19 protein-coding genes are annotated in these 25,527 nt (G+C 68.4%); 4 read left to right on the top strand and 15 right to left on the bottom strand.

From position 1 onward, the window contains the following. Positions 1–44: 44 nt before the first annotated feature. The 9 genes from HMPREF1224_RS19025 to HMPREF1224_RS18985 all read right to left on the bottom strand — a co-directional run bounded on the left by HMPREF1224_RS19025 (position 45) and on the right by HMPREF1224_RS18985 (position 14,297). The gene (locus HMPREF1224_RS19025) at positions 45–797 is read right to left on the bottom strand and encodes an SAM-dependent methyltransferase (protein WP_031628354.1); all 753 of its coding nucleotides are present in this window, start codon (positions 795–797) and stop codon (positions 45–47) included. A gap of 117 nt (positions 798–914) precedes the next feature. Then, a complete protein-coding gene (locus tag HMPREF1224_RS19020; protein ID WP_003106204.1) occupies positions 915–1,154 on the bottom strand; it encodes an acyl carrier protein Acp3 in 240 nt (79 codons plus the stop codon). Between the two features lie 13 nt (positions 1,155–1,167). Beyond that, a complete protein-coding gene (locus tag HMPREF1224_RS19015; protein WP_003091712.1) occupies positions 1,168–2,160 on the bottom strand; it encodes a beta-ketoacyl-ACP synthase III in 993 nt (330 codons plus the stop codon). Between the two features lie 3 nt (positions 2,161–2,163). Next, entirely contained in the window at positions 2,164–2,589 is a 426-nt protein-coding gene (locus HMPREF1224_RS19010; protein WP_003091711.1) for a nuclear transport factor 2 family protein, read from the bottom strand. Beyond that, positions 2,586–3,842 (bottom strand): cytochrome P450 family protein, encoded by a 1,257-nt coding sequence (locus HMPREF1224_RS19005; RefSeq protein ID WP_010793253.1) that lies wholly within the window; start codon positions 3,840–3,842, stop codon positions 2,586–2,588. The genes HMPREF1224_RS19010 and HMPREF1224_RS19005 overlap by 4 nt, the downstream gene beginning before the upstream one ends. Further along, positions 3,835–4,749: an SDR family NAD(P)-dependent oxidoreductase gene (locus HMPREF1224_RS19000; protein ID WP_003106196.1), complete on the bottom strand. Its 915-nt coding sequence runs from the start codon at positions 4,747–4,749 to the stop codon at positions 3,835–3,837. The genes HMPREF1224_RS19005 and HMPREF1224_RS19000 overlap by 8 nt, the downstream gene beginning before the upstream one ends. Before the next feature lies 1 nt (position 4,750). Next, positions 4,751–6,079, bottom strand: a complete 1,329-nt coding sequence (locus HMPREF1224_RS18995) for a condensation domain-containing protein (protein ID WP_003119646.1) — start codon at positions 6,077–6,079, stop codon at positions 4,751–4,753. Next, the gene (locus HMPREF1224_RS18990; RefSeq protein WP_003091709.1) at positions 6,076–7,242 is read right to left on the bottom strand and encodes an FAD-dependent oxidoreductase; all 1,167 of its coding nucleotides are present in this window, start codon (positions 7,240–7,242) and stop codon (positions 6,076–6,078) included. Before HMPREF1224_RS18990 ends, HMPREF1224_RS18995 begins: the two co-directional genes overlap by 4 nt. Then, positions 7,239–14,297: an amino acid adenylation domain-containing protein gene (locus HMPREF1224_RS18985; protein WP_010793252.1), complete on the bottom strand. Its 7,059-nt coding sequence runs from the start codon at positions 14,295–14,297 to the stop codon at positions 7,239–7,241. The genes HMPREF1224_RS18990 and HMPREF1224_RS18985 overlap by 4 nt, the downstream gene beginning before the upstream one ends. A gap of 481 nt (positions 14,298–14,778) precedes the next feature. Between HMPREF1224_RS18985 and HMPREF1224_RS18980 the strand changes: the two genes are divergently transcribed. Further along, positions 14,779–15,384 carry an ATP-dependent Clp protease proteolytic subunit gene (locus HMPREF1224_RS18980; protein ID WP_003091706.1) on the top strand — a complete coding sequence of 202 codons (606 nt, stop codon included), beginning with the start codon at positions 14,779–14,781 and terminating at the stop codon, positions 15,382–15,384. 342 nt (positions 15,385–15,726) lie between these two features. Here HMPREF1224_RS18980 and HMPREF1224_RS18975 read toward each other — a convergent pair whose 3' ends face one another. From HMPREF1224_RS18975 to HMPREF1224_RS18965, 3 genes are read right to left on the bottom strand one after another with little or no spacing between them, the layout of a single operon-like run. Further along, positions 15,727–16,614, bottom strand: coding sequence for a metal-dependent hydrolase (locus HMPREF1224_RS18975; RefSeq protein WP_003117578.1), 888 nt, complete (start codon positions 16,612–16,614; stop codon positions 15,727–15,729). A 9-nt stretch (positions 16,615–16,623) separates the two neighbouring features. Next, on the bottom strand, positions 16,624–18,402 hold the full coding sequence (locus HMPREF1224_RS18970; protein WP_003117579.1) for an SDR family oxidoreductase: 1,779 nt from the start codon (positions 18,400–18,402) through the stop codon (positions 16,624–16,626). After that, positions 18,399–19,274 carry a M24 family metallopeptidase gene (locus HMPREF1224_RS18965; RefSeq protein WP_003091703.1) on the bottom strand — a complete coding sequence of 292 codons (876 nt, stop codon included), beginning with the start codon at positions 19,272–19,274 and terminating at the stop codon, positions 18,399–18,401. Before HMPREF1224_RS18965 ends, HMPREF1224_RS18970 begins: the two co-directional genes overlap by 4 nt. 311 nt (positions 19,275–19,585) lie before the next feature. On the opposite strand from HMPREF1224_RS18965, the gene HMPREF1224_RS18960 reads away from it, so the two are divergent. Beyond that, positions 19,586–20,398, top strand: a complete 813-nt coding sequence (locus HMPREF1224_RS18960; protein ID WP_003113147.1) for a MerR family transcriptional regulator — start codon at positions 19,586–19,588, stop codon at positions 20,396–20,398. Between the two features lie 7 nt (positions 20,399–20,405). On the opposite strand, the gene HMPREF1224_RS18955 is transcribed toward HMPREF1224_RS18960, so the two are convergent. Next, a complete protein-coding gene (locus HMPREF1224_RS18955) occupies positions 20,406–21,320 on the bottom strand; it encodes a LysR family transcriptional regulator (RefSeq protein ID WP_003113148.1) in 915 nt (304 codons plus the stop codon). Positions 21,321–21,408: 88 nt separating this feature from the next. Here HMPREF1224_RS18955 and HMPREF1224_RS18950 point away from each other — a divergent pair, with 88 nt between their 5' ends. Together HMPREF1224_RS18950 and HMPREF1224_RS18945 are read left to right on the top strand one after the other, a co-directional pair. Further along, positions 21,409–21,864 carry a DMT family transporter gene (locus tag HMPREF1224_RS18950; protein WP_003091697.1) on the top strand — a complete coding sequence of 152 codons (456 nt, stop codon included), beginning with the start codon at positions 21,409–21,411 and terminating at the stop codon, positions 21,862–21,864. 230 nt (positions 21,865–22,094) lie between these two features. Further along, positions 22,095–24,173, top strand: coding sequence for a phosphocholine-specific phospholipase C (locus HMPREF1224_RS18945; protein WP_003113149.1), 2,079 nt, complete (start codon positions 22,095–22,097; stop codon positions 24,171–24,173). A 57-nt stretch (positions 24,174–24,230) separates the two neighbouring features. On the opposite strand, the gene HMPREF1224_RS18940 is transcribed toward HMPREF1224_RS18945, so the two are convergent. Next, positions 24,231–24,731, bottom strand: a complete 501-nt coding sequence (locus tag HMPREF1224_RS18940) for a hypothetical protein (RefSeq protein WP_003113150.1) — start codon at positions 24,729–24,731, stop codon at positions 24,231–24,233. A gap of 65 nt (positions 24,732–24,796) precedes the next feature. Then, entirely contained in the window at positions 24,797–25,525 is a 729-nt protein-coding gene (locus HMPREF1224_RS18935; RefSeq protein WP_010793251.1) for a hypothetical protein, read from the bottom strand. Positions 25,526–25,527: the final 2 nt, after the last annotated feature.

Here is a 25,527-nt window from a genome sequence, read left to right as displayed (position 1 = left end):
GACCTGCCCGTGCCGTGGCCGCGCGATGAATGCACGACGGCGACTCATGCCGCCGACGAACCGAAGCCCTGGTCGGCCCCTTCGGGCAGCACCGTCACGCAGTGGGCGAACAGGTTCGAAGCGCTGCGCACCACGGTCAGCCCGCACTCGGCGAGCAGGGCGTGGAGGCAGGCGCGTGAATACGAGCGCGAGTAGAAGCCGTCGCTGCCGGTGAACACGGTGCCGTCGTCCCGCGTGTGCAACTCCAGGCCCTGCACCCCGCAACGGCGGTAGTAGCTCTGGCGGACGCGGGTGGCCTCGGCGCTGTCGCCGAACACCGAGACCACCGCCGCCACGCTGCGCTCGGCGAGGGAGTCGAGCAGCTGTTTCGGCTCGCGGAAGTTGCCCAGCAGGTTGAACGGCAGCAGGTACAGCGCGCGCGAGCCGACCGAGGCACCGCGCCTGGTGTGGTTGAGGATGTCGTCGACCACCGTGTCCGCGCGATCGCTCATGCCCTCGCGCTCGATCCGCGTGCGCAGCGTCTCGATCGCCCGCTGGTCGAGGTCGACGCCGAGATAGCGGGCATTGAGCAGGCGCGCGATTTCCAGCGCCCGGCCGTCGTAGCAGCCTAGCTCGACCAGTGCGTCGCAGCGCAGGTAGGCCATCGCCTCGAAGGTCATCAGGCTTTCCATTTGCAACAACGGCAGCACGTCGTCCGGAAAGTTGGCCAGGGTCATTATCGTCCTCGGTCCGAACTCCAGCTCGTAGAAAGCCGACTCCCGATGCGTCCCGATCGTGAGATCCATGTTCTGACTCACCTCTTCCTCCAGCGAATCTCGCTCTGGTGTTGGTTGATCGAAGGCGATGCGCGTTCCCATGTCCCGGCACCGCCTTCGCCTGGCAGAGAAGTGACGGAACGCCGGCGTTCGCTGGCCTCAGGCGGCGCGGTGCTTCTCGACCAGCTGGAACAGTTCGTCCACCGTTTCCAGCAGGTCGAGTTCGTCGTCGACCCCGGTGACGCCGAACTCCTTGCGCAGCTTCAGCGACAGCTCGCTGACCACCAGCGAATCGAAAGCCAGGTCTTCCATCCTGCTGTCCCGGCTGATTTCCTCCTTCGGCACGCCGCTGGCGACGCTGAGCACGGTGAGGAGATGGTCTTCCATGTCGTTGGGCATTGTTCTTCCCTCTTCAGTCCATTGTCGGAACGATCTTCGGCCAGCGCAGGGCGACCGAACCCCAGGTCAGTCCGGCACCGAAACCGGTGAGGACCATGTTGCCGCCGTCGCGCAGGATGCCTTGGCGCAGGCCGTGGGCCAGGGCCAGGGGAATCGAGGCGGCGACGGTATTGCCCACCTCGGCGATGTTGCTCACCACTCGCTCGACGGGAAGGTCGAGCTGGTCGGCGACCGCCGCGAGAATGCGTGTGTTGGCCTGGTGCGGGACCAGGTGATGGAGGTCCGAAGCTTGCCAGCCGACCCGGTCGAGCACCCGCCGCACCGAGTCGCTCATCTGCGTCACCGCCTGGCCGAACACTGCCTTGCCGTCCATCCGGAAGTAGTTGGAGGCCTGTCCGGAACTGCGTTCGGCGCGACTGACGGCGGGGGTCATCAGCAGGTCGAACTGGTGGCCGTCGCTGCCGAGGTCGAAGGCCAGCAGCGCGCCTTCTTCCTCGGCATCGCCGGCACGCAGCACCACCGCTCCGGCGCCGTCGCCGAACAGTGCGCGGGTCGAGCGATCGGCGGGGTCGAGGGTATGGCTGAAAGTGTCCACCCCGACCAGCAGCGCGCTGTCCGCCAGCCCGGCGCTGATCAGCGAGCCGACGCTGGCCAGGCCGTAGACGAAGCCGGTGCAGGCGGCGGACAGGTCGAACGCGAGCGCGCCGACCAACCCCAGGCGCGCCGCGACCCTGGGCGCGGTGGCCGGGCAGCAGAAGTCGCCGGTGCTGGTTGCCAGCACCACCGCATCGACTCGCTCCAGCCCCGCCGAGGCGAGCGCGGCGGAGGCCGCCCGCAGGGCCAGGTCGCCGCTGCCGAGGTCGCCGGCGATATGCCGCTGGCGCACGCCGGTGCGGCTGCTGATCCAGGCGTCGGAAGTGTCCAGCTCGGCGGCGAGCATGTCGTTGCTGAGCACGGCCTCGGGCAGGTAGCTGCCCAGGCCGCAGACCACGGCGGCGCGCGGCATGGCTCAGGCTCCCTGGACGATCTTGGCGGCGGCCTCGACCCCGCCCAGGGCCTCGAGGTGCCGCAGCGGATTCCAGAAGTCGCGGTAGAGCAGGATCTGTCCGTCGCGGGTGCGCAGCACCGAGATGTAGTCCTGCGCCAGCTTGCCGCCGGAAACGGTGGCCACGCCGTCGCCATGGAATTCGCCGATGGCCAGGTCGGGGTCGGCGGTCTCGTAGAACTGCACGTCGGTGAAGCGCACGGTCAGGTGCTCGGGAAACAGGCGCATGTGCGCCCAGATGGTTTCGCGGCCCTCGAAGCGGGTCTTCCAGCCCGGCGGGGCGTAGGGGAATTCGAGTACGCCTTCCGGATGGAACAGGTCGCACCAGCCACGGGCATCGCCGTTTTCCAGGAGGCGCAGGCTGTGGACGAGAATTTCCTTGGCATTCATTGGGCGATCCTCTCGATCGGGTTGGCGTGGGAGGCGGTGTTCGCCGGGGCGCTGCATCCGGTGCGCACCGGCACGCTGATCAGGGCGCGGAGGAAGGTGATCGGCAGCCACTGCAGCTCCGCGTGGGGGACCGCCAACTGGAGGTCGGGGAAGCGCGCGAGCAGGCGCTGGATGGCGATCCGCCCCTCCAGCCGGGCCAGCGAGGCGCCGACGCAGTAGTGCACGCCGAAGCCGTAGCCGAGATGGCCATCGGTGTTGCGGGTGAGGTCGAGGCGGTCGGGATCGTCGAAGCGCTCGGCGTCGTGGTTGGCGGTCAGGTTGGAGACCAGGATGTATTCGCCGGCGGGAATGGTGACCCCGTCCAGTTCCACGTCTTCCACGGTGAAGCGCAACATCGAGGCGCGCACCGGACTGTCGTGGCGGACCAGTTCTTCCATGGCGTTGGGCAGGAGTTCCGGCTGCGCCCGCAGCAACGCCAGTTGCTCCGGGTTGACCAGCAGGGTGACCAGCGCGTTGCCGATCATGTTCATGGTGGTCTCGAAGCCGCTCATCATCAGCAGGTGGGCCATGGAGACGAGTTCCGCTTCGCTCAACTGGCCGCTCTCGTCGGCGGCCTGCACCAGCCCGCTGTAGACGTCGTCGGCCGGCTGCCGGCGCTTGGCCTCGAGCAGCACGCGCAGGTAGTCGACCTGCGCATCGGCCAGGGCCTGGGCCTCCTCCGGCGACAGCAGTTCCGCCTGGCGCTCCCAGGACTGGCGGGCGTGTTCGCGCTCGGCCTCGGGAATGCCCAGCAGCTCGAAGATCACCGCGATGGTCAGCGGGATCGCGAAGTCGGCCATCAGGTCGGCCTGTTCGCGGCCGGCCATGGCGTCCAGCAATGCCTCGGTGATCCGTTCTATATGCGGTTGCAGGCGCTCCACCTGGCGCGGGGTGAACGCGCAGCCAACCAGCGAGCGCAGGCGGGTATGGTCCGGCGGGTCGAGGTTGAGCATGTGGTGGCTGAGTCCCTCGCCGATCCCCGCGCGCGGGCTGCCGGTACGCTTCGCGTAGAGTTCGGCGGCCTGCCGGGCGTCGCGGCGGACGCCCGGATGGTTGAGGACCTTGCGCGCGTCGCGGTAGCGCGTCACCACCCACACCGGATGCTCGGCGGCGCGATGCGCGGGACGCGGCGCGCCGTCCACCTGCAGGCCGTCGTAGAGCGCGTGCAGTGGCGAGATCAGTTCCTCGCCCAGTCTCAGTTTGCGATCAGGCACGTTGCTCCTCCTTCGCCGCCGGGGCGGCGGTGACGATGGGGCGGAACATCCCGTCGATCACGCTATCGGGCAGCAGCCGCGCCAGCAGGGTACCGCGGCGCACGTCGGCGCCGACCCGGTAGCGGGTCCGCGGCTTGGCCGCGGTGAGCGCGGCATGCACCGCGGCGGCGACATCGGCGGGCTTGGTCGCGCTGTTGCGCGCGCCGTCCTCGTTGGCCTGGAGGAAGCGCAGGTAGGTATCGCGATAGAGGTCGGCGACGGCGTCGGGGGCGTCGGCCAGGGCGCGCTCGCCCTCGCTGGCGATCTTGCCCCAGATCGGCGTCCAGATCGCCCCGGGGCTGACCACCGAGACCTGGATGCCCATGGGTGCCAGCTCGCGGCGCAGGGCGTCGCTCACTCCCTCCTTGGCGAACTGCGCGGCGGAGTAGGCGCCCAGGTAGGGAATGGCGACCGAGCCGAGGCCCGAGGTGACGTTCACCAGGCGCGCCGCGCCGCCACGGCGCAGCAGCGGCAGGATCGCCCGGGTCACCGCGAGCTGGCCGATCAGGTTGACTTCCAGCTGGCGCCGCAGCAGGTCGCTGGAGACGCATTCCAGCGGCGCGGAAATGCAGATCCCGGCGTTGTTCACCAGGCCCCAGAGCCCGGTATCGCCGACTTTCTCCGCCACCTGCGCGGCGGCCCGGCCAATGGATTCCTCGTCGGTGACATCGATCAGCAGCGTGCTGATCCGGCCGGACGGGCAGGCGTTCGCCAGGCGCTCGCCATCCTCCTGGCGGCGCACCCCGGCGATCACCTGGAAACCCTGTTCGGCCAGGTGCAGCGCGGTTTCCCGGCCGAGGCCGCTGGAGGCGCCGGTGATCAGTACGTGGCGGCCCTGGGGCGAGAGAGGTTTGCTGGTGAATAACATGTCATTGCTCCTCGAGGGCGGATCGTTGGGGGGCGTGGATCGCCGACAGCAGGGTGCCCAGGCAATCTTCGGCCAGGCGTTCGGCGCGTTCGCCGGGGACCGCTTCGTCGATATAGGTAAAGTTCCAGAACAGCCGGCCATGGCTGGAGTTGATGGCGGCCACGAAGTAGCCGTTCACCGAGATGCCGGTGAGGAACTGCGCGTCGGAGAGGCGCAAGGCGCCGATCCGCTCGGGGAACGGATAGCGACCGATGTTGGAGGAGCACAGGTTGATCGGCCCTTCGGCTTCCATGAAGGCCATGAATGGCCGCGCGTCGGCCATGCAGCGCGGCGCAGCGCTGGCGACCAGGGTGACCAGGTTGAAATGATGGCCCTGGCGACGGCGTTCGCCGAGGTCGTCGGTGAGCGCGCGGGCGACCTCCCAGAACGGCCGGGCGATGTCCAGCACCACCGGTACCGTGGCGACGTAGGTGCCTACTTCGTCGGGGCGCACCGGCGGCTCCAGTTCGTCGCGGAAGTCGATCGGCGAGCCGATGGCGATGTGGCTAGGGCGGCGCTGGTGGTCGTGGCCGGCGGCGATGGCCAGCGCCGCGGTCAGCGCGCCGTGTACCGTGGTGCCGTGTTCGCGGGCGCGTCGTTGCAGCTGTTCCAGCTGCGCGCCGTCCAGCTCCCGGTGCAGCAGGCGGGTACGCCGCGCTTCCAGCGGCACCGGGTTGCTCGGCTCGATCCGGCCCGGGCGGTGGCGGCCGACCAGCGCTTCGTCCTGGGCGGTCTGCTCGGCCAGGCGCGCCGCGCCTTCGTCGCCGGTGAAGCGGCGCGGACGCAGATCCTCCGCCGGCGGCAGGGCGCTGGCGGTCCAGGGTTGCGCGGCGGGGTCGGCGGCCAGGGTCAGCCATTGTTCGGCGAGGGTCAGCACGGTAGTGCCGTCGGCGATGATGTGCGGTACCACGACCAGCAGGTCGTGGGCGCCGGCGTCGGTGGCGATCGCCACGGTACGGATCAGTGGCCCGCTGTCCGGATCGATGCGTTCCGGCAATTCGCGCTCGTTGATTTCCCGCAGCCATTGCTCCTCGCCGCCGCCGCGCACCTCGCGCAGCGGGATGGGCCGCTCGCAGGGCACCCAGCGCGGATCGAGCCCGGCATCGTGCTCGATCCGCGCGCGCAGCAGCGGATGCCGCGCCTGCAGCGCGTCGAGGCCGCGGCGCAGGTCGTCGATGGACAACCGGCCATGGACCCGCACCCGGGAAATCACGTTCAGCGCGGAGAACTGGTCGCTGAGCCAGTACCAGCGTTCCACCGCGGACAGCGGGCGTCGTATCTCGGCCATCATTCGACTCCTGGGAAGGTCAGTGCCAGTTCGTTCTGCCGGGCGAAGGTTCGCTCCGGAGCGAAGCGGAAGTAGAGATCACGGGCGACGGTGCGCAGCGGATGCTCCAACTGCTCGATGCGGCTCAGCGCCCGCGAGGTCTCGACCATCGCCCTGGCGCGGTCGCGACGGCGGTTCTCGTAGGCGCGCAGGGCGGCTTGCGGGTCGTCGATGGTGGCCAGGCAGTGGGCCAGCACCGCGGCGTCTTCGATGGCGATGGCGGCGCCCTGGCCGAGGCTGGTCAGCATCGGATGCGCGGCATCGCCGAGCAGGGTCACCGGGCCGTCGCCCCAGCGCTCCAGGAACGGTCGGTCCTGGGCCGGCAGGCTGCTGATGTCGGCCTCCGGGGTCGCCTCGATGACCGCCTGCACTTCGTCGGCCCAGCCGGCGTAGAGGCGCTGGATGCCCGCCTTGCCGCCGCGCCAGTCCTTCGCCTGTTCGGCCGGCATGTTGCGGGTGCCCCACCAATAGACGTTGCCTTCGCCGATGTCGGCGAGACCGAAGCGCTGCCCACGGCCCCAGTAATGGGCGACGTAGCCCGGCGTCACCTTCGGATGGCGGAACGCCGGCGTGGCGCGCCAGATCACGTAGTGCCAGTCGGTGGGACGCTCCGGGCCGGTCATGGTGGCGCGGATCGCCGAGTTGAAGCCGTCGGCGCCGATCAGCACGTCGGCGTGCACTTCGCGGCCGTCGCTGCAGAGCACGGTGACGCCTTCGCCGTCGGCGTGGCGCAGGTAGCCGGTGGCGCTCACGCCCAGTTCGATGCGGCAGTCGCGGGCCTGTTCCAGCAGCGCCTGCTGCAGGCTCGCGCGGTGGATCGCCAGGCTCGGCTGGCCGAGCTGACGGGCCAGGCCGCCGAAGTCGATGGCGCGGATCGGTCGCCCGCGCCGGGTGAGGAACCGCAGCGAGTCGAAGGCCTGGGCGCGGGTAAGGTCAGGGCGCACGCCGACCCTCTCCAGGGCGGTCAGCGCGTTGGGCATCAGCGACAGCGCCGAGCCGACCGCGCGCAGCTCCCTGGCCCGCTCGTAGAGTTCGACCTCGAAGCCGGCGGCCTTCAGGCAGGCGGCCGCGGCGAGCCCGCCGATGCCGGCGCCGGCGATGACGATCTTCAGGGGGTGTCTGCTCATGGGCGGGTCCGTTCGCTGGAGGTGGAGGGTTCGAGCAACGCGGCGATCTCTGCCGCGACCGTCTCGACATAGGGTTCTTTCATCAGCACCAGGTGGTCGCCGGGGACGTCGATCACATCGAGGCGGCCACTGGTCCAGTGCTGCCAGCCGTTCTTCGGGTCGCCGTAGTGGGTGCCGGCGGCGTCGTGCATCGGCTTCAGCGCCAGCGGCAGCGGGCCGTCCGCGCGCAGCAGGGTCATGTCCTGGTCGCTGACTTCCGGGCGATAGCCGATGAGTGCCTGCCAGCTCGCCCGGAACAGCTCGTAGAGCCGCTGCACGGTGGCGCGCGGGGTGCCGGCGGGAAGTACGCCGGCCTCGATGGCGCGTTCGACGATGTGGTCGAGCTTCTGCTCCAGGCTCGCGCCTTCAGGCAGCGGCTCGACCTCCTCGTCGCTGCGCTCGAACCAGACCAGTTCCCAGTAGAAGAACAGCAGCAGGGCTTCGTCGCTGGCGCTGCCGGCGTGGTTGCGGTCGACGGTGATGGAGTCGAGCACGATCAGTTGGGCGACCGCCTGCGGGTCGAGCGCGCGCAGTTGCCGGGCCATCTCGTAGGCGACGAAGCCGCCGAACGACCAGCCGCCGAGGTAATAGGGGCCTTCCGGCTGCACCCGGCGGATCGCCGCGAGGTAACTGGCGGCGATGTCCTCGAGGACCGCCAGCGGCGTACTGCCCTGGCCGGTGCCGGCCGCCTGCAGGGCATATACCGGCTGGTCCGGCGGCAGTGCGCGGACCAGCGGCAGGTAGCAGAGCACGTGGCCGCCGAGCGGGTGGACGAGGAACAGTGGCGGGCGGCTGCCGCCGGCACGGATCGGTACCAGCGGGTCGAAGGCGCGCACCGCCGAGCGTTCCCGCAGGCGTTCGGCCAGGCCCTCCACGGTCGGCGTCTCGATCAGCGCGGCCATCGGCAAGTCGACGCCATAGCGCTTCTCGATCAGCAGCATGAAGCGCATCGCGCTGAGCGAGGTGCCGCCGAGGTCGAAGAAGCTGTCGCGGATGCCTACCCGGGGACGATCCAGCAACTCGCCGAGGAGTCCGGCCAGGGTGCGCTCGTAGTCGTCGCGCGGGGCCAGGTACTCGATGTTCGTCCCGTGCTCCAGCGGCAGTGCGCGCAGGGCGGCGTCGTCGCGCTTGCCGCTGGGGGTGAGGGCGAAGCCGTCGACCCAGGCGAAGTGTGCCGGCACCATGTGTTCCGGCAGTTCGCTGCGCAGTGCCTGCTTCAGTTCGGCGAGATCCACCGCCTCGGGCTCGCCGAGCAGGAAGGCAGCGAGGAATGCATCGTTGCCCTGGCGCTCGCGAGCCACCACCGCCGCGCCGCGCAGGCCCGGCTGGCGCTCGGCCTGGCGCATGATCGCCAGCTCGACCTCGGCCGGCTCGATGCGGAAGCCGCGGACCTTGACCTGGGTATCGGCGCGGCCGAGCCAGACGATCTCGCCGTTGCCGAGGATGCGCCCGAGGTCGCCGGTGCGGTAGAGCCTGGCGCCGGGGCGCCAGGGATGTTCGACGAAGCGCTCGGCGGTGAGTTCGGGGGCGCGGTGGTAGCCGCGCGCGAGGCAGTCGCCGCCGAAGTACAGCTCGCCGGTAACGCCGACCGGTACCGGGCGCAGCGCGGCGTCGAGCACCTGCACCTCGACCCCGTCCAGCGGCCGGCCGATCGGCGGCAGGTCCGGGTAGTGCGCCGGATCGCCGCTCAGCGAGTGGTAGGTGACCTGGTGCGTCTCGGTGGGACCGTACTGGTTCTCCAGCAGCAGCCCGGGCATCGCCGCGCAGAACGCGCGGACGTCTTCGGTGATGCGCAACTGCTCGCCGGAGGACACCACCACGCGCAGGGCGCCGGGGCGTACGCCCAGGGTGTTGGAGGCCTCGGCGAGGCGTTGCAGGGCGACGAAGGGCAACAGCACGCGCTGGACCTGGCGGCGTTCGAGGACATGCAGCAGCGCGGAGGGGTCCATCCGCTCGCGGTTGGAGATGAGTTGCAGCTCGCCGCCGCCGCACAGCGTGGAGAAGATCTCCTGGAAGGCCATGTCGAAGCTCAGCGGCGCGAACTGCAGGGTGCGCAGCCCCGGTACGCCGCTGGCGACGCGCAATTGCCACTGGGTGTAGTTGGCCCACATCCGATGGCTAAGCTCGACGCCCTTCGGCCGCCCGGTGGAACCGGAGGTGAACAGCAGCATGGCCAGCTCGTCGAGCTGCGGCGCGGCGAAGGTCTCGGGCTCGATGTCGGCGACCAGTTCCTCTACCGGCAGCACCCGTTCCGCCGCGGCGACATGGGCGTGCTCGGGATGCGCGACCACCCGGAACGGCTGTGCTGTCTCCAGGATCAGCGCCAGGCGCTGCGCGGGATAGCTGACGTCCAGCGGCACGCAGACCAGGCCGGCGCGCAGGATGCCCCAGATCGTCGCGATCATCTCCGGCGAACGGTTCAGCGCCACTCCGATCGCATCGCCGCGGCGCGCGCCGGCGCGGACCAGGCGGGTGGCCACGCAGCGCGCCACATGGTCGAGGTCGCGATAGGTCCAGCGTTGCTCCTCGAAGGCCAGCGCGGCGCTGCCCGGCAGCGCCTCGACCTGGCGTTCGAACAGGCTGACGACGTCGACCAGCGGCTCGGGCTGGGAAGCGGCGTCGCGGCGAGGGGCGAGGAAGGCGAAGTCGGCGGCTTCGTCGGGATGCTCGGCGAGGCGCCACAGGAGCTCGACGAAGGTCGCGCCGATCAGCGCGGCCTGGCTGCGGCTGATACCGCGGCCGTCGCTGTCGATGCGCAGGTACATGCCGTCGCTGGGCGTGGCGATCACGTTGACCAGCAGGGCGAAGTTGGTTTCTTCCCAGACGTGGAAGTCGCGCAGTTGCCACAGCGGTTCGAGGACATGCAGGTTGACGTAGTTGAAGGCGCTGCTCAGTTCGTCGCCGACGATCTGCTGGATGGCGCTGAGCGGATAGCGGCGATGGGCGTGTCCGTCGCGCTCCTGGCGGAACAGCGCATCGGCTACCTCGATCCAGCTATGCCCGGCAATCTCCGAGCGGACCGGCACGGTATTCAGGAACAGGCCGACCATGCGGTCGGCGTCGGGCAGTTCGGGGCGGCCGTTGCTGATCGCGCCGGTGACCACGCTGTCGCTGCGGGAGAACAGATGCAGGGTCAGGCAATGGGCGGCGAGCAGCAGCGATTTCAATGGCAGTCCGCGTTGCGCCGCAGTGGCCTTGAGTCGTTCGAGCAGCCCGTCCGGCAGCGCTTCGCGATGGCTGGCCGGACCTTGCGCGGCTTGCGGCTCGTGGGCGCCGAAGCCGTCGAGGCGGGTCATCCTCGCGCCCTCCAGCAGCCCGGTCCAGTACTCCACGGCGGCCGGCGAAGCCAGCGCGGCCAGCTCCTCGCGGACATGGCAGGCCAGCGCCGGCGCGGGGCCCGGCAGCGGCTCGCCACGGTAGGCGGCGACCAGCGCGACGATCAGGTTGGCCACGCTCCAGCCGTCGAGGATCGCATGGTGGAAGCTGAACACCAGGTCCAGGCCGTCCTCGCGGACGAACGCGGCGAACAGGAATAGCCCGGGCTGTTGCAGCGAATAGCGATGGAAGCGGCGTTGGCGGATGTGCTCGTCGAGCACCGTCCCGGCCTCCGGGTTGCCGCGCAGGTCCAGGATCAGCGGTTCGCTGCGCGCCTGGGTATGCACCAGTTGCAGCGGTTCGGATGCACCGCTGAGGTCGAACGACGAACGCAGCGCGGGATAGGCGGCGACCACCCGGTCCAGCGCGTGGCGGAACGCGGCTTCGTCCCAGGCCAGGTCGAAGCGGTAGTGGAACACGTCGTGGTAGACCGACGAGTCGGGGCGCTGGCGGCTATGGAAGAGCAGGCCGAGACTCAGCCGGCTGGTCGGGAAGGCGTCCTCCAGCCCTTCCAGGCGCGGCTTGTCGACTTCGGAAACCAGTTCGAAGGGCTGGTAGCTTCGCTCCGCGAGCGGACGCACCAGGCACTCGGCGAGGCCCGCCACCGTCGGGTTGCGCATCAGGTCGGCGAGTTCGAAGCCCAGGCCGCGCCGCTGTGCGGCGGCGCGGATGCGCAGCATCAGGATCGAGTCGCCGCCGAGGGCGTAGAAGTCGTCGTGCACGCCGACCTCCGCCACGCCGAGGACATCGGCCCACACCGCCGCCAGTTCGGCCTCGGTCGCCGTGCGCGGCGCAACCGCCGCCACCTGTTCCGGCGGTGCCGGCAGTTGCCGGCGGTCGAGCTTGCCGTTGGCGCTGAGCGGGAGGCTGTCGATGCGCACGAAGAAGGCTGGCAGCATGAAGTCCGGCAGCGTCGCCGAAAGTCCGGCGCGCAATTGACCGGGGTCGAGTTCCGCCGCAGCCACGTAGTAGCCGACCAGGTGCGTGCCGCGTACCGCCGAATCGCGTGCCACGACCGCGGCGTCGCGTACGCCGGGAAGCGCGGCGAGGCGGTCGCGTACTTCGTCGGGTTCGACCCGGTTGCCGCGGATCTTCACCTGGTCGTCGGCGCGGCCGAGGTATTCGAGGTTGCCGTCGGCCAGCCAGCGGGCCAGGTCGCCGGTACGGTAGAGACGGCCGCCGGCGACGAAGGGGTCGGCGAGGAAGCGCTCGGCGTTCAACTCCGGCCGGTTCAGGTAGCCGCGGGCGACGCCGACGCCTCCTATATATAGCTCGCCGACGGCGCCGAGGGGCTGCGGCCTGAGCGCGCGGTCGAGGACGTACAGGCGCAGGTTGTCGATCGGCCGGCCGATCGGGACCCGCGTGGGGTTGTCGCTGGCGCACTCATGGTCGGACACGTCGACGGTGGCCTCGGTCGGTCCGTACAGGTTGACCAGTCGCACGGCGTCGCCGAACAGCCGGCGGAAGCGCGCGACCTGCAACGGCGCGAGGGCTTCGCCGCTGCAGAACACCAGGCGCAGCGAGCTTGCCGCCGTGCGGGCGGTCGGGTCGCCGTCGAGCAGGTCGAGGAACGGCGTCAGCATCGACGGCACGAAGTGGATGACCGTGACCGCGTCGCGCTGGATGCTCCGCAGCATTTCCCGCGGGTCCTTCTCGGCGCCGGGCGGCAACAGCGACAGGCGGGCGCCGGTGAAGCTCCACCAGAACAGCTCCCAGACGGATACGTCGAACGTCACCGGAGTCTTTTGCAGAAGCACGTCGCGTTCGCCGATCGGATAACGACGCTGCATCCAGTTCAGGCGGTTGACCACCGAGCGGTGCTCGACCATGACGCCCTTGGGCATGCCGGTCGAACCGGAGGTATAGATGACATAGGCCAGGTCGCCGGGCGCCACGTTGGCCGCTGGCAGGTCGCCGGTGCTCTGCGGCAGGCGTTCGAGGTGCAGCACGCGCGTCTCGCCGAGGCTCTCGCCGAGTGTCGCTGCGCGCTCGTCCACCAGCACCACGCGGGCACCGCAGTCTTCCAACAGCAGGCGGACGCGCTCCAGGGGATGGCCGGGATTGATCGGCACATAGGCGCCGCCGGCGCGCTGCACGCCAAGGATCGCCGGCAGCAGGTGGGGACCGCGGGCGACCAGTAGCGCTACCCGCTCGTCGGTCCTCACACCCGCTGCGCGCAGGGCGTCGGCCACGGCCTGGACCTTGGCGTCCAGCTCGGCATAGCTGAGCGTGCCGCCGTCGGCTTCCAGCAGCGCGGTGCGTTGCGGGGTGCGCGCCACCTGCTCGGCGAACAGCGTGGGCAGGGTAGCCTGCTCGGGGAATGCCTGGTCGGTGGCGTTGCGGGTGTGGATCAGTTCCTCGCGCTCGGCGGCCGACAGCGGATCGAGTTCGCCGAGGCGGCGCTCGCCGCCCTCCACCAGGGCGCGCAGGAAGGTTTCGATATGCCGCGCCGCGGCGTCCATGGGGAAGTCGGCGTCGAACACATCGCAGGCGTATTCGAAATCCACCTGCGCGTCGCTGTGCCCGTCGAACTCGGAGACCCAGATGGCCAGCGCGTCCGGGTCATGGGCGTGGGTTTGCGCCACGGTCTCGACGCTGGCGTTCGGGATCGCCTGGGCGGCGGGCCAGCGCATATAGGAAAGGGTGGTGTCGAACAGTGGCGAGGCGCCGCGCAACAGGTCGCCGAGGGGCATCTTCTGGTGGCGCAGCAGCGTCCGGGTCGCCTCGCGCAACTGCGCCAGGAATTCGTCGACGGTCTGTTCCGGCGCGGTGCGGATGCGTAGCGGCAGGGTATTGGCGAAGTGCCCGACCACTTGCTTGGCCGCGCGGTCGGCGCGGTTCAGCACCGGTACGCCGAGGACCACGTCGTCGTTCTGGTGGATCCGCGCCAGGTACAGCGCCACGGCGGCGGAGAGGAACAGGAAGGGCGATTCGCCACGATCGCGGATCGCATCGAGCAGTGTGCGTTCCAGCGTCAGCCTGTGGCGCGCGGTGCGGCGCAGCCCGGCCGGGCGCCTGCGGGTGAAGAGGGCCGGCTCCAGGCCCTCCAGGGCCTCGGCGAAATAGGCGCGGTCGCCGCGGTACTGTTCCGAACCGGAGTAGTCGTCGGTCTCGAGCTGCGCCAGGAGGGAAGCCGTCGGCATCTGCGCCTGTGGCTCGCCTAGCTCGCCCAGGTAGCCGGCGCGCACCCGGCTGAGGAATAGCTGCAGGCCCCAGGCGTCGCTGACGATATGGTGGGTGCGCACGTAGACGTAGAGCGCCTGGTCGCTATGCAGCAGGGCCAGGTCCACCAGGCTGCGGCCGTCCAGCGGGTAGGCGTGGCGGAAGGCGTCGCGCAGCCAGGATCGCACGGCGGCCTCGGGGTCGCGGTCGGCGCGCAGGTCGACGTGGCGCGCCTCGAACTCGGCATCCGTGTCCAGCCACTGGTACGGCGTACCGTCCGTCTCGCCGAGGCGCAGGCGGAACGCCTCGGTGTCTCGCGCCGCCTGCAGCAGCGCCCGTTCCAGGGCCTGGGTATCGACCTCGCCGGTGAAGCGGTCGTAGCTGAAGATGGTGTACTGGTCGAGTTCCGGAAACTGCGCGGCGGCGACCCAGATGTCCCGTTGGTAGGGCGATAGCGGCAAGCGAGCGAAACGAACCATCCCTGCGTCCTCTTCAACAATCCATCGATTCGGCGAACACGGGCACCGCACGCCTCGCCGGACAGGTTCCACCCGTCGACGTTTCAGCGCGCCGTAGCCAGCGTGGTTGGCAGGGAAGCGGCGGCACCCGAAGCAAGAGCGGGGTGTACTATTACTTTTGGCAGGCTCGAAGAAATAGCTGTTAATTCTTGCAGGGTAATCGCGTTGTTAACTGTTAATTCTGGTAGGTATTTACGAGGCAACTTACAAATCTGTTAGGTTCCGGGAAACGTGCGTCGCGGCCCTGCATGGCTATGCTTCACGAGATTACCTTCGCCGGTCTTTTCGAAGTTGAAGCAAGCCTTTCGAAAGTGTCTGGCTGATGCATAATGGGCCGCTCGGAAGAGGCGCATTAACGGATATATATCCGCGCCCTGGCGAACAACGAACGCATGCCCTGAAAGGTTTGCCGGATGGATTACCAACAGTTCCAGGAGGTTGCATGAAAACCGATGACAAGGACCGCGAAGGCGGCGACTCCCACGGCGCCATCGGCGCCAAGCTGATGGAGTACGCGCTCAAGGTCAGGAAGGTGTTCGTCACCGGCGGGGTCGACGAGAAGATGGCCAAGGACGTCGTCCAGCAGCTGCACATCCTCGCCTCGATCAGCGACGATCCGATCTACATGTTCGTCAATTCCCCGGGTGGCCACGTCGAATCCGGCGACATGATCTTCGACGCGATCCGCTTCATCACACCGAAGGTCATCATGATCGGTTCCGGCAGCGTTGCCAGCGCCGGCGCGCTGATCTATGCCGCGGCGGACAAGGAAAACCGCTATTCGCTGCCCAATACCCGCTTCCTCCTGCACCAGCCGTCGGGTGGCATCCAGGGGCCGGCGAGCAACATCGAGATCTACCGCCGCGAGATCGTGCGGATGAAGGAACGCCTCGACCGGATCTTCGCCGAAGCCACCGGGCAGACGCCGGAAAAGATCAGTGCCGACACCGAGCGCGACTTCTGGCTGAACGCGGAGGAGGCCGTGCAGTACGGCCTGGTCAACAAGATCATCGTTTCGGAACGGGAGATCACGCTGCCTGGCCAGTGAGTTTCCGCAGGCCGGATAAATACGAAGGCGGGCGCGAAGAGCGTATTTCCCGATTCTCTTCTCGCTCGCTTTTCTTTCTTTAATTTCCGATCGATAGGGTAACTTTTCTTACTTTTATTTTGCTTGTTCTCAAAATGCCATCAGCAAGAATGGCTGGCTTTTGCAAAGTATCACGTCGCGCGCCCGTTATTTTCAATCATTCTATCGAACGACATTTTTCAGGCTTACGGAAATTACCTTCCGTCTGCCGGCCTTGTTTGACTCGACCTGACGTAACAATGGACAAGCGCCGGGAAAGTTCCAGCTTCCGCGGCGCTTGCCGGTATTTCCAGTGAATTGTTTTCAGGCGTTCGCCGCGCGCCGGGCCGCCGGCGAGTTGGCCAGGTATTCCAGGGCTTCCTGGGTATTCGCCTCGTGCTCGGGGTGGTACCAGGGATTGAAGTAACGGGCGACGTCGCGGAAGGTGCGCGCGAGGTTCGGCAGCAGGCCCTGCTTGCCGAGCCGCCACCAGGTTCGTAGGAATCCCTGGCGCTTGGCGCCGCGCAGGCTCGGGTCCTGGTCGAGGAGGGTGCGGGTGCCGTCGGCGAGCAGGTAGACCAGTATCGCGATGACCAACAGCATGGTCAGTTGCCGGGTGACGAAGCTGCCGCCCAGATGCATGTGCAGGTCGTGGGCGACGCTGCGGTGCTCTACTTCCTCGGCGCCGTGCCAGCGCAGCAGGTCGAGCATCACCGGGTCGCTGCCGCGGCGATCCAGCTCCCGGGCCTCCAGCACCCACTTGCCGAGCACGCAGGTGAAATGCTCCACCGCGGCGATGATCGCGCAGCGCTGGCGCAGCCACCAGCCGTCGAGGGCGCGGGTCAGGCGGTTCTGCCCCAGCGGGTAGTCGCAGAGCAGGCGTTCGAAAAGGAAATCCATCTTGTCGGTGAACGGCTTGGAGTCGATGTCGAACCTGCTCAGGTAGCGCTGGATCGCGCCGTCGTGGGCCCGCGAATGCATCGCTTCCTGGCGGATGAAACCCTGCACGTCGTCGCGCAGGCGGGCGTCGCTAACCAGCGGCAGGGCCTTGTTGTAGAGGCGGCAGAACCACAGTTCGCCGGAAGGCAGGAGCATGTGCAGGACGTTCATCACCTGGGACGCTTCCGCTTCGCCGGGAACCCAGTGCAGGGGGGTATCGCTGAAGTCGAAGCGGACCTTGCGCTGGACCAGCTTGTGGTGGAATTCGCTCATGGCAGGCTCTCAGGAAGTCAGGTCGAAGCGCGCGAGAAACCGCGTGGCCCAGGGCGCGAAGCGCCATTGCAGGGCGCCGAGGTGCACCTCGCTGCCCACCGAGACCACCGCCTTGTTGCGCTCCACGGCGCGCACCAGCTTTTCCCCGACGGTGTCCGGGCTGAGCCGGCGTCGCTTGTAGAAGCGCTGGATCTTCGCCTGGCGCCGTGCCTGGCGTTCGGCGTCCATGCCGACGAAGCGGGTGGCCTGGACGATGCCGGTATCGACGAAGCCCGGGCACACCGCGGTGACTCCGATCGAACGTCCGGCCAGTTCTGCCCGCAGGCATTCGCTGAGCATCAGTACTGCGGCCTTGCTGGTGGCGTAGGCGGGGTAGTTGCGCGACGGCGCGAAGGCCACGCCGGAGGCGACATTGACCAGGTGCCCCGGCTTGTTCGCCGCGATCATCTGCCGGCCGAACAGGCGGCAGCCGTCGATCACGCTCCACAGGTTGACCCGCAGCAGGCGCTCCCATTCCGCCGGCGAGGTGTCGAGCATCGGTCCGGCCATGCCGATGCCGGCATTGCTGACTACCACATCCGGGACTCCGAGGGTGTCGCGCACCCACTCGGCGAAGGTCTCCATGGCCTGGGTATCGCCGACGTCGACCTGGTAGACATGGGCCGTGGCGCCAAGGGCGCGGGCCAGTTCGGCGCTGCGTTCGGCGGCTTCCAGATCGAGATCGGCGGCGAGCAGGCTGGCGCCGCGCTCGGCGAAGCTGAGCAGGGTCGAACGGCCGATGCCGCCGCCGGCGCCGGTGACCACCACCAGCTTGCCGTTCATCGAGCGCGCGTCGGGCCGGACCTGGGCGCGTTGCAGGGCCGGCGGCGACTCGCCGGTTTCCTGGGCGTCGATGAACTCGCCGAGCCAGCCGGCCAGTTGCTCCGGCTCGGCCAGCAGTTGCCAATGGCCGACGCTCGCCTCGCGCCGCCACAGGCGTGGCGCCCACAGGCTGAGGTGCTGGAACAGCTGGGCGCCGACGTAACGGTCGCGGGTCGGTACGATCAGTTGCACCGGCACTTCGGTGTGGCGCTTGCGCGGACGGAACAGGCTGCGGATGAAGTTGCCGCGGTACAGCTTGACCCCGTGCCGGCCGTCGCTGGCCTGGGTCGGGTTGACCTGCGGATGGCGGACGCCTTCGGCGTGCTTCAGGAACTGCGGCCAGAGCCGGGCCAGGCCGGCGCTCCAGAGCAGCTCGGGTACGACGGGGGTATGGAAGAAGGCGATGTACCAGGAGTGGAGCAACTGGCCGAATACCGCTTTCAGGGCCTTCGGACTGCGCTGCCTGAGGTGTTCGCGCATCCAGAAACCGACATGGTCCAGGCAGGGCCCGGAGATCGAGGTATAGGACGCGATCAGCGGTCGGCACTGCGGATCGGTGACGCTTTCCCAGGTCTGGATCGAGCCCCAGTCATGGGCCAGCAGGTGTACCGGGCGGTCCGGGCTGGTGGCGCGGATCACCGCCTGCAGGTCTTCGCTGAGCCGCTGCAGGTGGTAGTCGCGGCTCCAGCGTGGCTTGTCCGAAGCGCCGGCGCCACGCACGTCGTAGGCGACGATGCGGTAGCGCCCGGCCAGTTGGCGGATCAGCGGCAGCCAGGTCTCGTGGTTGTCCGGGTAGCCATGCACCATCAGCAGCGTCGGCTTGCCGTTGTCCGGCGCGCCCCAGCAATGAACCGCCAGGCGCACGTCGCCGGATTGCACGAATAGGCGTTCCGGCTGCAGGTCGGGGAGGGCGAGGAGCGCGTTCATGCGGCCTCCCGTGCTTGCGGCAGCAGTCCGCGCGCCTGCCAGCGGCGGACGTGCGGCAGGTCGTCGTCGAGCCAGTAGGCGTCGTCTTCGGTGACCACCAGCAGTTCTTCGAACTTGGCGCCCACCCCGCGTAGCCCCAGGTGCGGTTCCACCGCCCAGAGACCGGGCGTCGGCGGGTGCTCGGAGCGCTTGCCGCTGGACCACAGCGGCGACCAGCCTTCGCGCTTGCCGGTGACCAGCGCGTTGCGCGTCAGGGTGTACAGGTTGCGCACGCCGAAGCGCGCCACCGAGGGACCGCGGCGGTTGCCGAGCTTTTCCACGCGATGGGCGAGCACTTCGAAGGGATAGGCCTTGTGCCGTGGCAGGGTGCCCTGGATCACGCAGAGCCGGTCGACCGCCTGGCTGACTTCGGCCAGGGGGCGCCGTTCGCGGACCAGGTCAAGGATGGTGCGTCGGTGTATCAGCAGATCGTCCATCAGCCGCTCCTGCAACAGGTTGTGGCCTAGTGCGCCGGAGTAGCCGACATCGGCGGTATAGGCGCCGAGGGTCGGCGCGCAGTCGAGGATGAACGGCATGCCTTCCTCCAGGCGCTGCTTGCCGGGGTAGAAGGCCAGGTTGAAGCCACCGAGATGACGCAGGCCGTCGAAGCCCTTGAACGAGGTGCGGCTGCCGAACCAGGCGAAGGGCTGGTGGAACCAGTCGTCGACGCCATGATCCTGCAGCCAGGTCTTCATCAGCGCCGCGGCTTCCCTCTCGCTGATGCCGGCGCGCAGTTCGCCGTGGATGGTTTCGCAGCAGGTATAGGCCAGTCGCTGGACCTGGCGGAAGTGATCGAGATCGTCGGGAGTGGGTACCCAGGCGCCTTGGGACATGGCTCTCTCCAGGCTGGCTTGTCGTTATTGTGACATTGATTGATGTCATGGTTGATGCTGGCCCATAAGCAGGCGTTGCGCCAGCCCTGGGAAGTCTCTTCACGCCGGTGTTACGGCACTTGCTACCGGCGCCGGAAGGCCCGGGGCAGAAGGCTCGGGACGTTTCCCCCGGGTTTTGGCGGTGGTGCCGGAGAAGCGGCTGACCGACGAGTCCAGTCTTTGGTTGGCGCCCGCGCATCCGGACGCCGGCAAAGAGCGTTGCGCCCCCGGAGGTTGTGGCCGTTCGGCGGGCCTCGTTATGATCCGCCTCCATGAGCACACCCCTGACCCTCCTGCAGCGCCTGCTGCAACGTGGCGAGCAGCCGTCCGCCGAGGATGCCCGCGAATACAGCGTCGACGAACTGGCTCGCGCGGCCGGCAGCAGCGTGCGCAACGTACGCGCCTACCAGGACCGCGGCCTGCTGCCGCCGCCGGAGCGGCGCGGCCGGGTCGGCGTGTATTTCGACAGTCATCTCAAGCGCCTGCGGCTGATCAGCCAGTTGCTCGAGCGCGGCTATTCCAGCGCCAACATCAAGGAATTGCTGGAGGCCTGGGAACAGGGCCGCGACCTCGACCATGTGCTCGGCCTGGACCAGGCGATCATCGGCGAGTGGAACCTGGAGACGCCCGGCAGCATCGGCTTCGACGAACTCCAGGCGATCTTCGGCGACGAACTGAACGACCGGGTGATCGACAAGGCCCAGGCGCTGGGCCTGCTGCTGTTCGACGGCGAGCGCATGAAGATCCCCAGTCCACGGCTGTTCCAGGCCGGGCTGGAACTGTACCGCAGCGGCATCCCGCTGGAGGCGCTGCTCGATCAACTCGGCGAGTTGCGCAGCGACACCGAGCATCTGGCGGCGGGAATCGTCCGCCTGATCGTCACCCACCTGGTGGACGGCCGCGGCACCGACCTGCTGCCCGGGGCGCCGGACCTGCAGGAGCTGGCCAAGGTGTTCCTGCGCCTGCGCCCGCTGGCGGAACACGTGGTCCAGGTGGAACTGGCGCGCGGCCTCAAGCTGTCGGCCAACGAAATGCTCGGCGAGCGTGTCGGCGAGATGCTGCGCAAGCTGGAAAAGCCTTCCTGACTCTTCTTCAGATCTTCCGCGCCGCCGCCTGGATCTGTTCCCGCAGCCAGGCGCCGGCCGCTTCGCGCTCGGCGTCGCCGCGCCAGATCTGCACGTAGTCGAAGCGCGGGATCGCCAGCGGCGGCTCGCAGAGCGCCAGTTCCTCGGGTAGCCGCAACCTTTCGAGGGTGCGTTCGGCGATGGTCAGTACCAGGTCGGTGCCGGCCAGCAGCGCCGGGGCCACGGTGAAGTGCGGCAGGGTCAGCGCCACCTGCCGGCGCAGGCCGCGTTTTTCCAGGGCGCTGTCGACTTCCTCGGCCGGGTTGTCCTGTAGCGAGACGCGCACGTGGCGGGCCGCCAGGTAGCGGTCGAGGGACAGGCCGTCGGGGCGGTCGAACAGGCTGCGCCGACAGACGCAGACGAAACGCTCCTCGAACAGGCGCCTGGCGCGCACGCCCTCCGGAAGCAGGGGGAATACCCCCAGCGCGCAGTCCAGCTGTCCTTCGGCGACCTGACGGGCGGTTTCCAGGCGCGGTTCCTGGACTATCCCGAAGCTCACCCCGGGCGCCAGCGCCTGTTGCTGGCGCAGCAGCGCCGGCAGCACCACCCAGGCGCCGTAGTCGGACATGCCCAGGCGGAAGTGGCGTCGGCTGCGCACCGGTTCGAAGGTCGGCCCGCCGATCACCCCGCGTACCTGGTCGAGGCTGGCCTGGAGCTTCGGCGCCAGCTCCAGCGCCAGGCTGGTCAACTGCATGCGGCTTTTTACCCGCACCAGCAGTGGATCGCCGAACAGTTCGCGGAGACGCCCGAGGGCGTGGCTGACCGCCGGCTGCGACATGGCCAGGCGCTGCGCCGCGCGGGACACGTGGCGCTCGCTGAGGAGCGCGTCGAGCACCACCAGCAGGTTGAGGTCGATACGGCGTAGGTCATGAATCTGCTGCATGGAAGGTGTACCAACTATCGATTTCCATTCGCGAAGTGGATAGCAAAAACTCTGCTCCAGAGGCAAGCGCCGGAGGAGGAGAATCAGCATGCCCAATTATCTGATGGTACTGATGGCAGTTTCGGTGGGCGGCATGGTGGTGCTGCAGGCCGGCAGCAACGCCTTGCTCGGGCGCCTGCTCGGCCATCCACTGAGCGCCAGCCTGACTTCGCTGGGCGTCAGCCTCGGGGTGGTCAGCCTGGGCCTGCTGCTGGTGCGGGTGCCGCTGCCGGCTACCGCCAGCCTCGGCGGCGCGCCCTGGTGGAGCTGGCTCGGCGGGCTGTTCGGCGCGGCCTACCTGACGGTGGCGATCCTGGTCGCGCCGCGCCTGGGTGCCGCCACTTTCATCGCGTGCGTGGTGGCCGGGCAGATGCTGGTCTCGGCGCTCTGCGACCAGTTCGGCTGGGCCGGTTTCCCGGTGCGCCGGTTGTCCTGGGAGGGCTATCTCGGCCTGGCGCTGGTGGTGGCGGGGGTATTGCTCCTGCAATGGCGGGGAAGAGCGTGAGGAGAGTGCCGGCGAAGGCTGTCAAGTGGAATCTGGCCTAGACCAAAATCTTGATCTCAAATTGTGATGAAGTTGGCATGAATAGTTGTTGCAAAGCGTGTTGAAACCAAAGCGTCTTTTTCCCTCACTAGCGTCGTCGGGGTTCGAACAGCTTGCTGCCGAGTGAGCCTGCGGGCGTCATGGATGCGCTCGGCAGCCCTGTGCCACACCCTGACCTGGTGAGTCCCCCGATGATTTCGAAAAGCAGAAGAAGCTTCATCCGCCTGGCCGCCGGTACGGTCGGCGCCACCGTCGCCACCAGCATGCTGCCGTCGAGCATCCAGGCGGCCCTGGCGATTCCCGCGCACCGCCGGCATGGCAACCTCAAGGACGTCGAGCACGTGGTGATCCTGATGCAGGAGAACCGCTCCTTCGACCACTATTTCGGCACCCTCAAGGGCGTCCGCGGCTTCGGCGACCGCATGGCGATCCCGCTGCCCGATGGCCAGCGGGTCTGGCACCAGAAGGGCAGCAAGGGCGAGATCCTGCCCTACCACTTCGACACCAGCACCACCAGCGCCCAGCGCGTCGACGGCACCCCGCACACCTGGCCGGACGCCCAGCAGGCCTGGAACGAAGGGCGCATGGACAAGTGGCTGCCGGCCAAGACCGAGCGTTCCCTGGGCTACTACAAGGAGCAGGACATCGCCTTCCAGTTCGCGATGGCCAACGCCTTCACCATCTGCGACGCCTATCACTGCTCGTTCCAGGGCGGCACCAACCCCAACCGGCTGTTCCTCTGGACCGGCACCAACGACCCGCTCGGCCAGCACGGTGGTCCGGTAACCACCAACGACCACGACAGCAACGGCCCGGTGGAGCAGGGCTACACCTGGACCACCTATCCCGAGCGCCTGCAGGCTGCCGGCATCACCTGGCGGGTCTACCAGGACATGGCCGACAACTTCTCCGACAACCCGCTGATCGGCTTCCGCCAGTACCGCGCCGCGGCGCCTGACTCGCCGCTGATCGTCAACGGCCTGAGCACCTGGAAGCTCGATGCGCTGAAGCGCGACGTGCTGGCCAACAGCCTGCCGCAGGTGTCCTGGATCGTCGCCCCGGCCAAGTACTCCGAACATCCCGGCCCGTCCAGCCCGATCTGGGGGGCCGAGTACACTTCCTGGGTACTCGACGCGCTGACCGCCAACCCGGAGGTCTGGAGCAAGACCGCGCTGCTGGTGATGTTCGACGAGAACGACGGCTTCTTCGACCACGTCGCCCCGCCGGCCGCGCCGAGCCTGAACAAGGACGGCACGCTGCGCGGCAAGACCACCGCCGACGCCACCCTCGAATGGCACACCAAGGGCGATATCCGTTATCGCAACCAGCCCTACGGCCTCGGCCCGCGGGTGCCGATGTACGTGATCTCGCCGTGGAGCAAGGGCGGCTGGGTCAACTCCCAGGTGTTCGACCACACCTCGGTGATCCGCTTCCTGGAGCAGCGCTTCGGGGTCATGGAGCCGAATATCAGTCCCTGGCGTCGTGCCGTCTGCGGCGACCTGACCTCGGCGTTCAACTTCGCCAACCCGAACAACGAGCCGTTCCCCGAACTGCCCGACACCAGCCAGGCCGACGCCATCGTCGCCAGCCAGATCAAGCTGCCGAAGCCGAAGCCGCCGGCGGTGGCCGCCATGCCCAAGCAGGAAATGGGCATCCGTCCGGCCCGCGCCTTGCCCTACGAGCTGGGCGTGCATGCGCGCTACCGCAGCGGCGGAGATGCGCTGAGCCTGACCTTCGCCAACACCGGCAAGGCCGGCGCGGTGTTCCAGGTGTTCGACCTGCTCGACAGCGAGAACCCGCCGAAACGCTACACCGTCGGCGCGCGCAAGCGCCTGCACGACAGCTTCCAGGGCGACGCCAGCGGCGACTACCACCTGGAAGTGCACGGTCCGAACGGTTTCCTCCGGGTCTTTCGCGGCAACCTGCGGCGCGACCTGGCGGAGCGCAAGGCGCCGCTGCCGGAAGTGCGGATCGACTACGAGCCGCTGTTCGGCAACCTGCGCGTGCAACTGATCAACCGTGGCCGCCATCCGGTCAAGCTGACGGTCAAGGACAACGTCTATCGCCAGGGCGAGCGGCGTACCGTCAACGTGCCGCCGGGACAGCGCCGGGAAGTCCGCTATTCGCTGCGCAGCAGCGGCAACTGGTACGACTTCAGCGTCAGCGCGCAGGGGGCGGACAGCTTCCTGCGGCGTTTCAGCGGTCGCATGGAAGATGGTCGCTCCGGCTTCAGCGACCCGGGCATGGGCCTGGGCACGCTGACCTTCTGACCCGGACGGCCGCGCCGGCTCCCTGCAATGGGGCGGCCGGCGCGGACGGCCTGCGCCCTAGTCGAGGGGAACCGGGTAGAGGGTATTGAGGATCCACTTGCCGTCCTTCAGGACGAAACCGTACGAAATCTCCTTGGCCATGTACGTATCCCAGCGCGTGCAGGCGCCCTGGCCGTCGGCCTGCTTGCAGGAGTAGGCATCGATCTTGCCCATGTGCAGCTTCTCCAGGGAAACCACCTGGAACTTGCTGTTGCCGCTGCAGGCCACCGGATTGTCGATGTATCCGTACTGGCGCCAGGCCGCGTCGTAGTTGCCTCTCGACTTGAACAGGGTCTTGTCTTTCTGCGACGAGCCGGACGGCGGCGTCATCCCGTAGATGTGCTGGGTCACGTGGCCGCCCATCGAGGTATTGCGCGTGGCGTCGGCGCTTTGCTGCACGCTGGTGATGTCGCGACAGGCGGCGGCGTTGGCCGAGGAGGCCAGCAGCAGAAGGGCGGAGAAACCCAGGCCGGCGACGCACTGGCGTGCGTCGGGGCGGGGCAGTGAAAAGCGGTTCATCGGCGGCTCCTGTGAGATGGATTGCTTATGAAGGAACGCCGCCGCGCAGTTTTCGTGAAGATGCCTCAGTCGCGATAGCGTGGTGGCGGCGCGTAGCCGCCGCCGTTCCGGGCGTCGGCGGGAAATGCCTGCGGTCCGTCGGCCGGCGCCTCGCGACCGCTGGCCGGAGCGTCCAGCTCGAACAGGGCCACGCCGATCACGCCGAGGTTGCGGCTGTCGCCGGCCGCGCTGTTGCTGGCGTAGGCATCGTCGGGGCTGGCGAAGCGGAACGCCGCGACTTCCCGTTCGTTCTTGCGGAAGCCCTCGATCACCAGGCTCTTGCCCGGTTCCAGCACATAGCCGCGGTTCTTCAGGCTGCCCGGCTGGCCGTTGAGCACGTCCAGGCCGTCTACCGTGGAGACCACCTCGTAGGTCGCGTTGCCGAGGTTGTTCAGCCACAGTCGGTAGCGCTGGCCTTCACGACCCTGCAATTGCAGGGTGCTGCGGTGCTGCACGAGGTCGAACTTGCCGCCATCCTCGTCGAGTACGGCGAAGCCCACCCTGCCCTTGGCCAGGGGCAGTTCCTTGATGGCACGTCCATCGAAGCGGCTCGCGCTGTAGAACACCTGGCGGCGATCGACCGGTTGCTCCGATAGACGTCGCAGGGCCACCGAGGTGACCGGCGAGGCGACGCCTTCGCCCCATTGGGTGCCGAGCCGCTGCTCGGTCGGCGCGCCGGCCTGCTGTTGGGGCAGGCTGCAGCCGCCGAGGGCCAGCAGGCCCAGCAGTAATGCGGATAGCAGTGGTTTGCGCATGG

Origin of the sequence: Pseudomonas sp. P179 (assembly GCF_000478485.2) — a bacterium.
GTDB classification, from domain to species: domain Bacteria; phylum Pseudomonadota; class Gammaproteobacteria; order Pseudomonadales; family Pseudomonadaceae; genus Pseudomonas; species Pseudomonas aeruginosa.
This window is presented reverse-complemented; position numbering and strand designations above follow the sequence as displayed.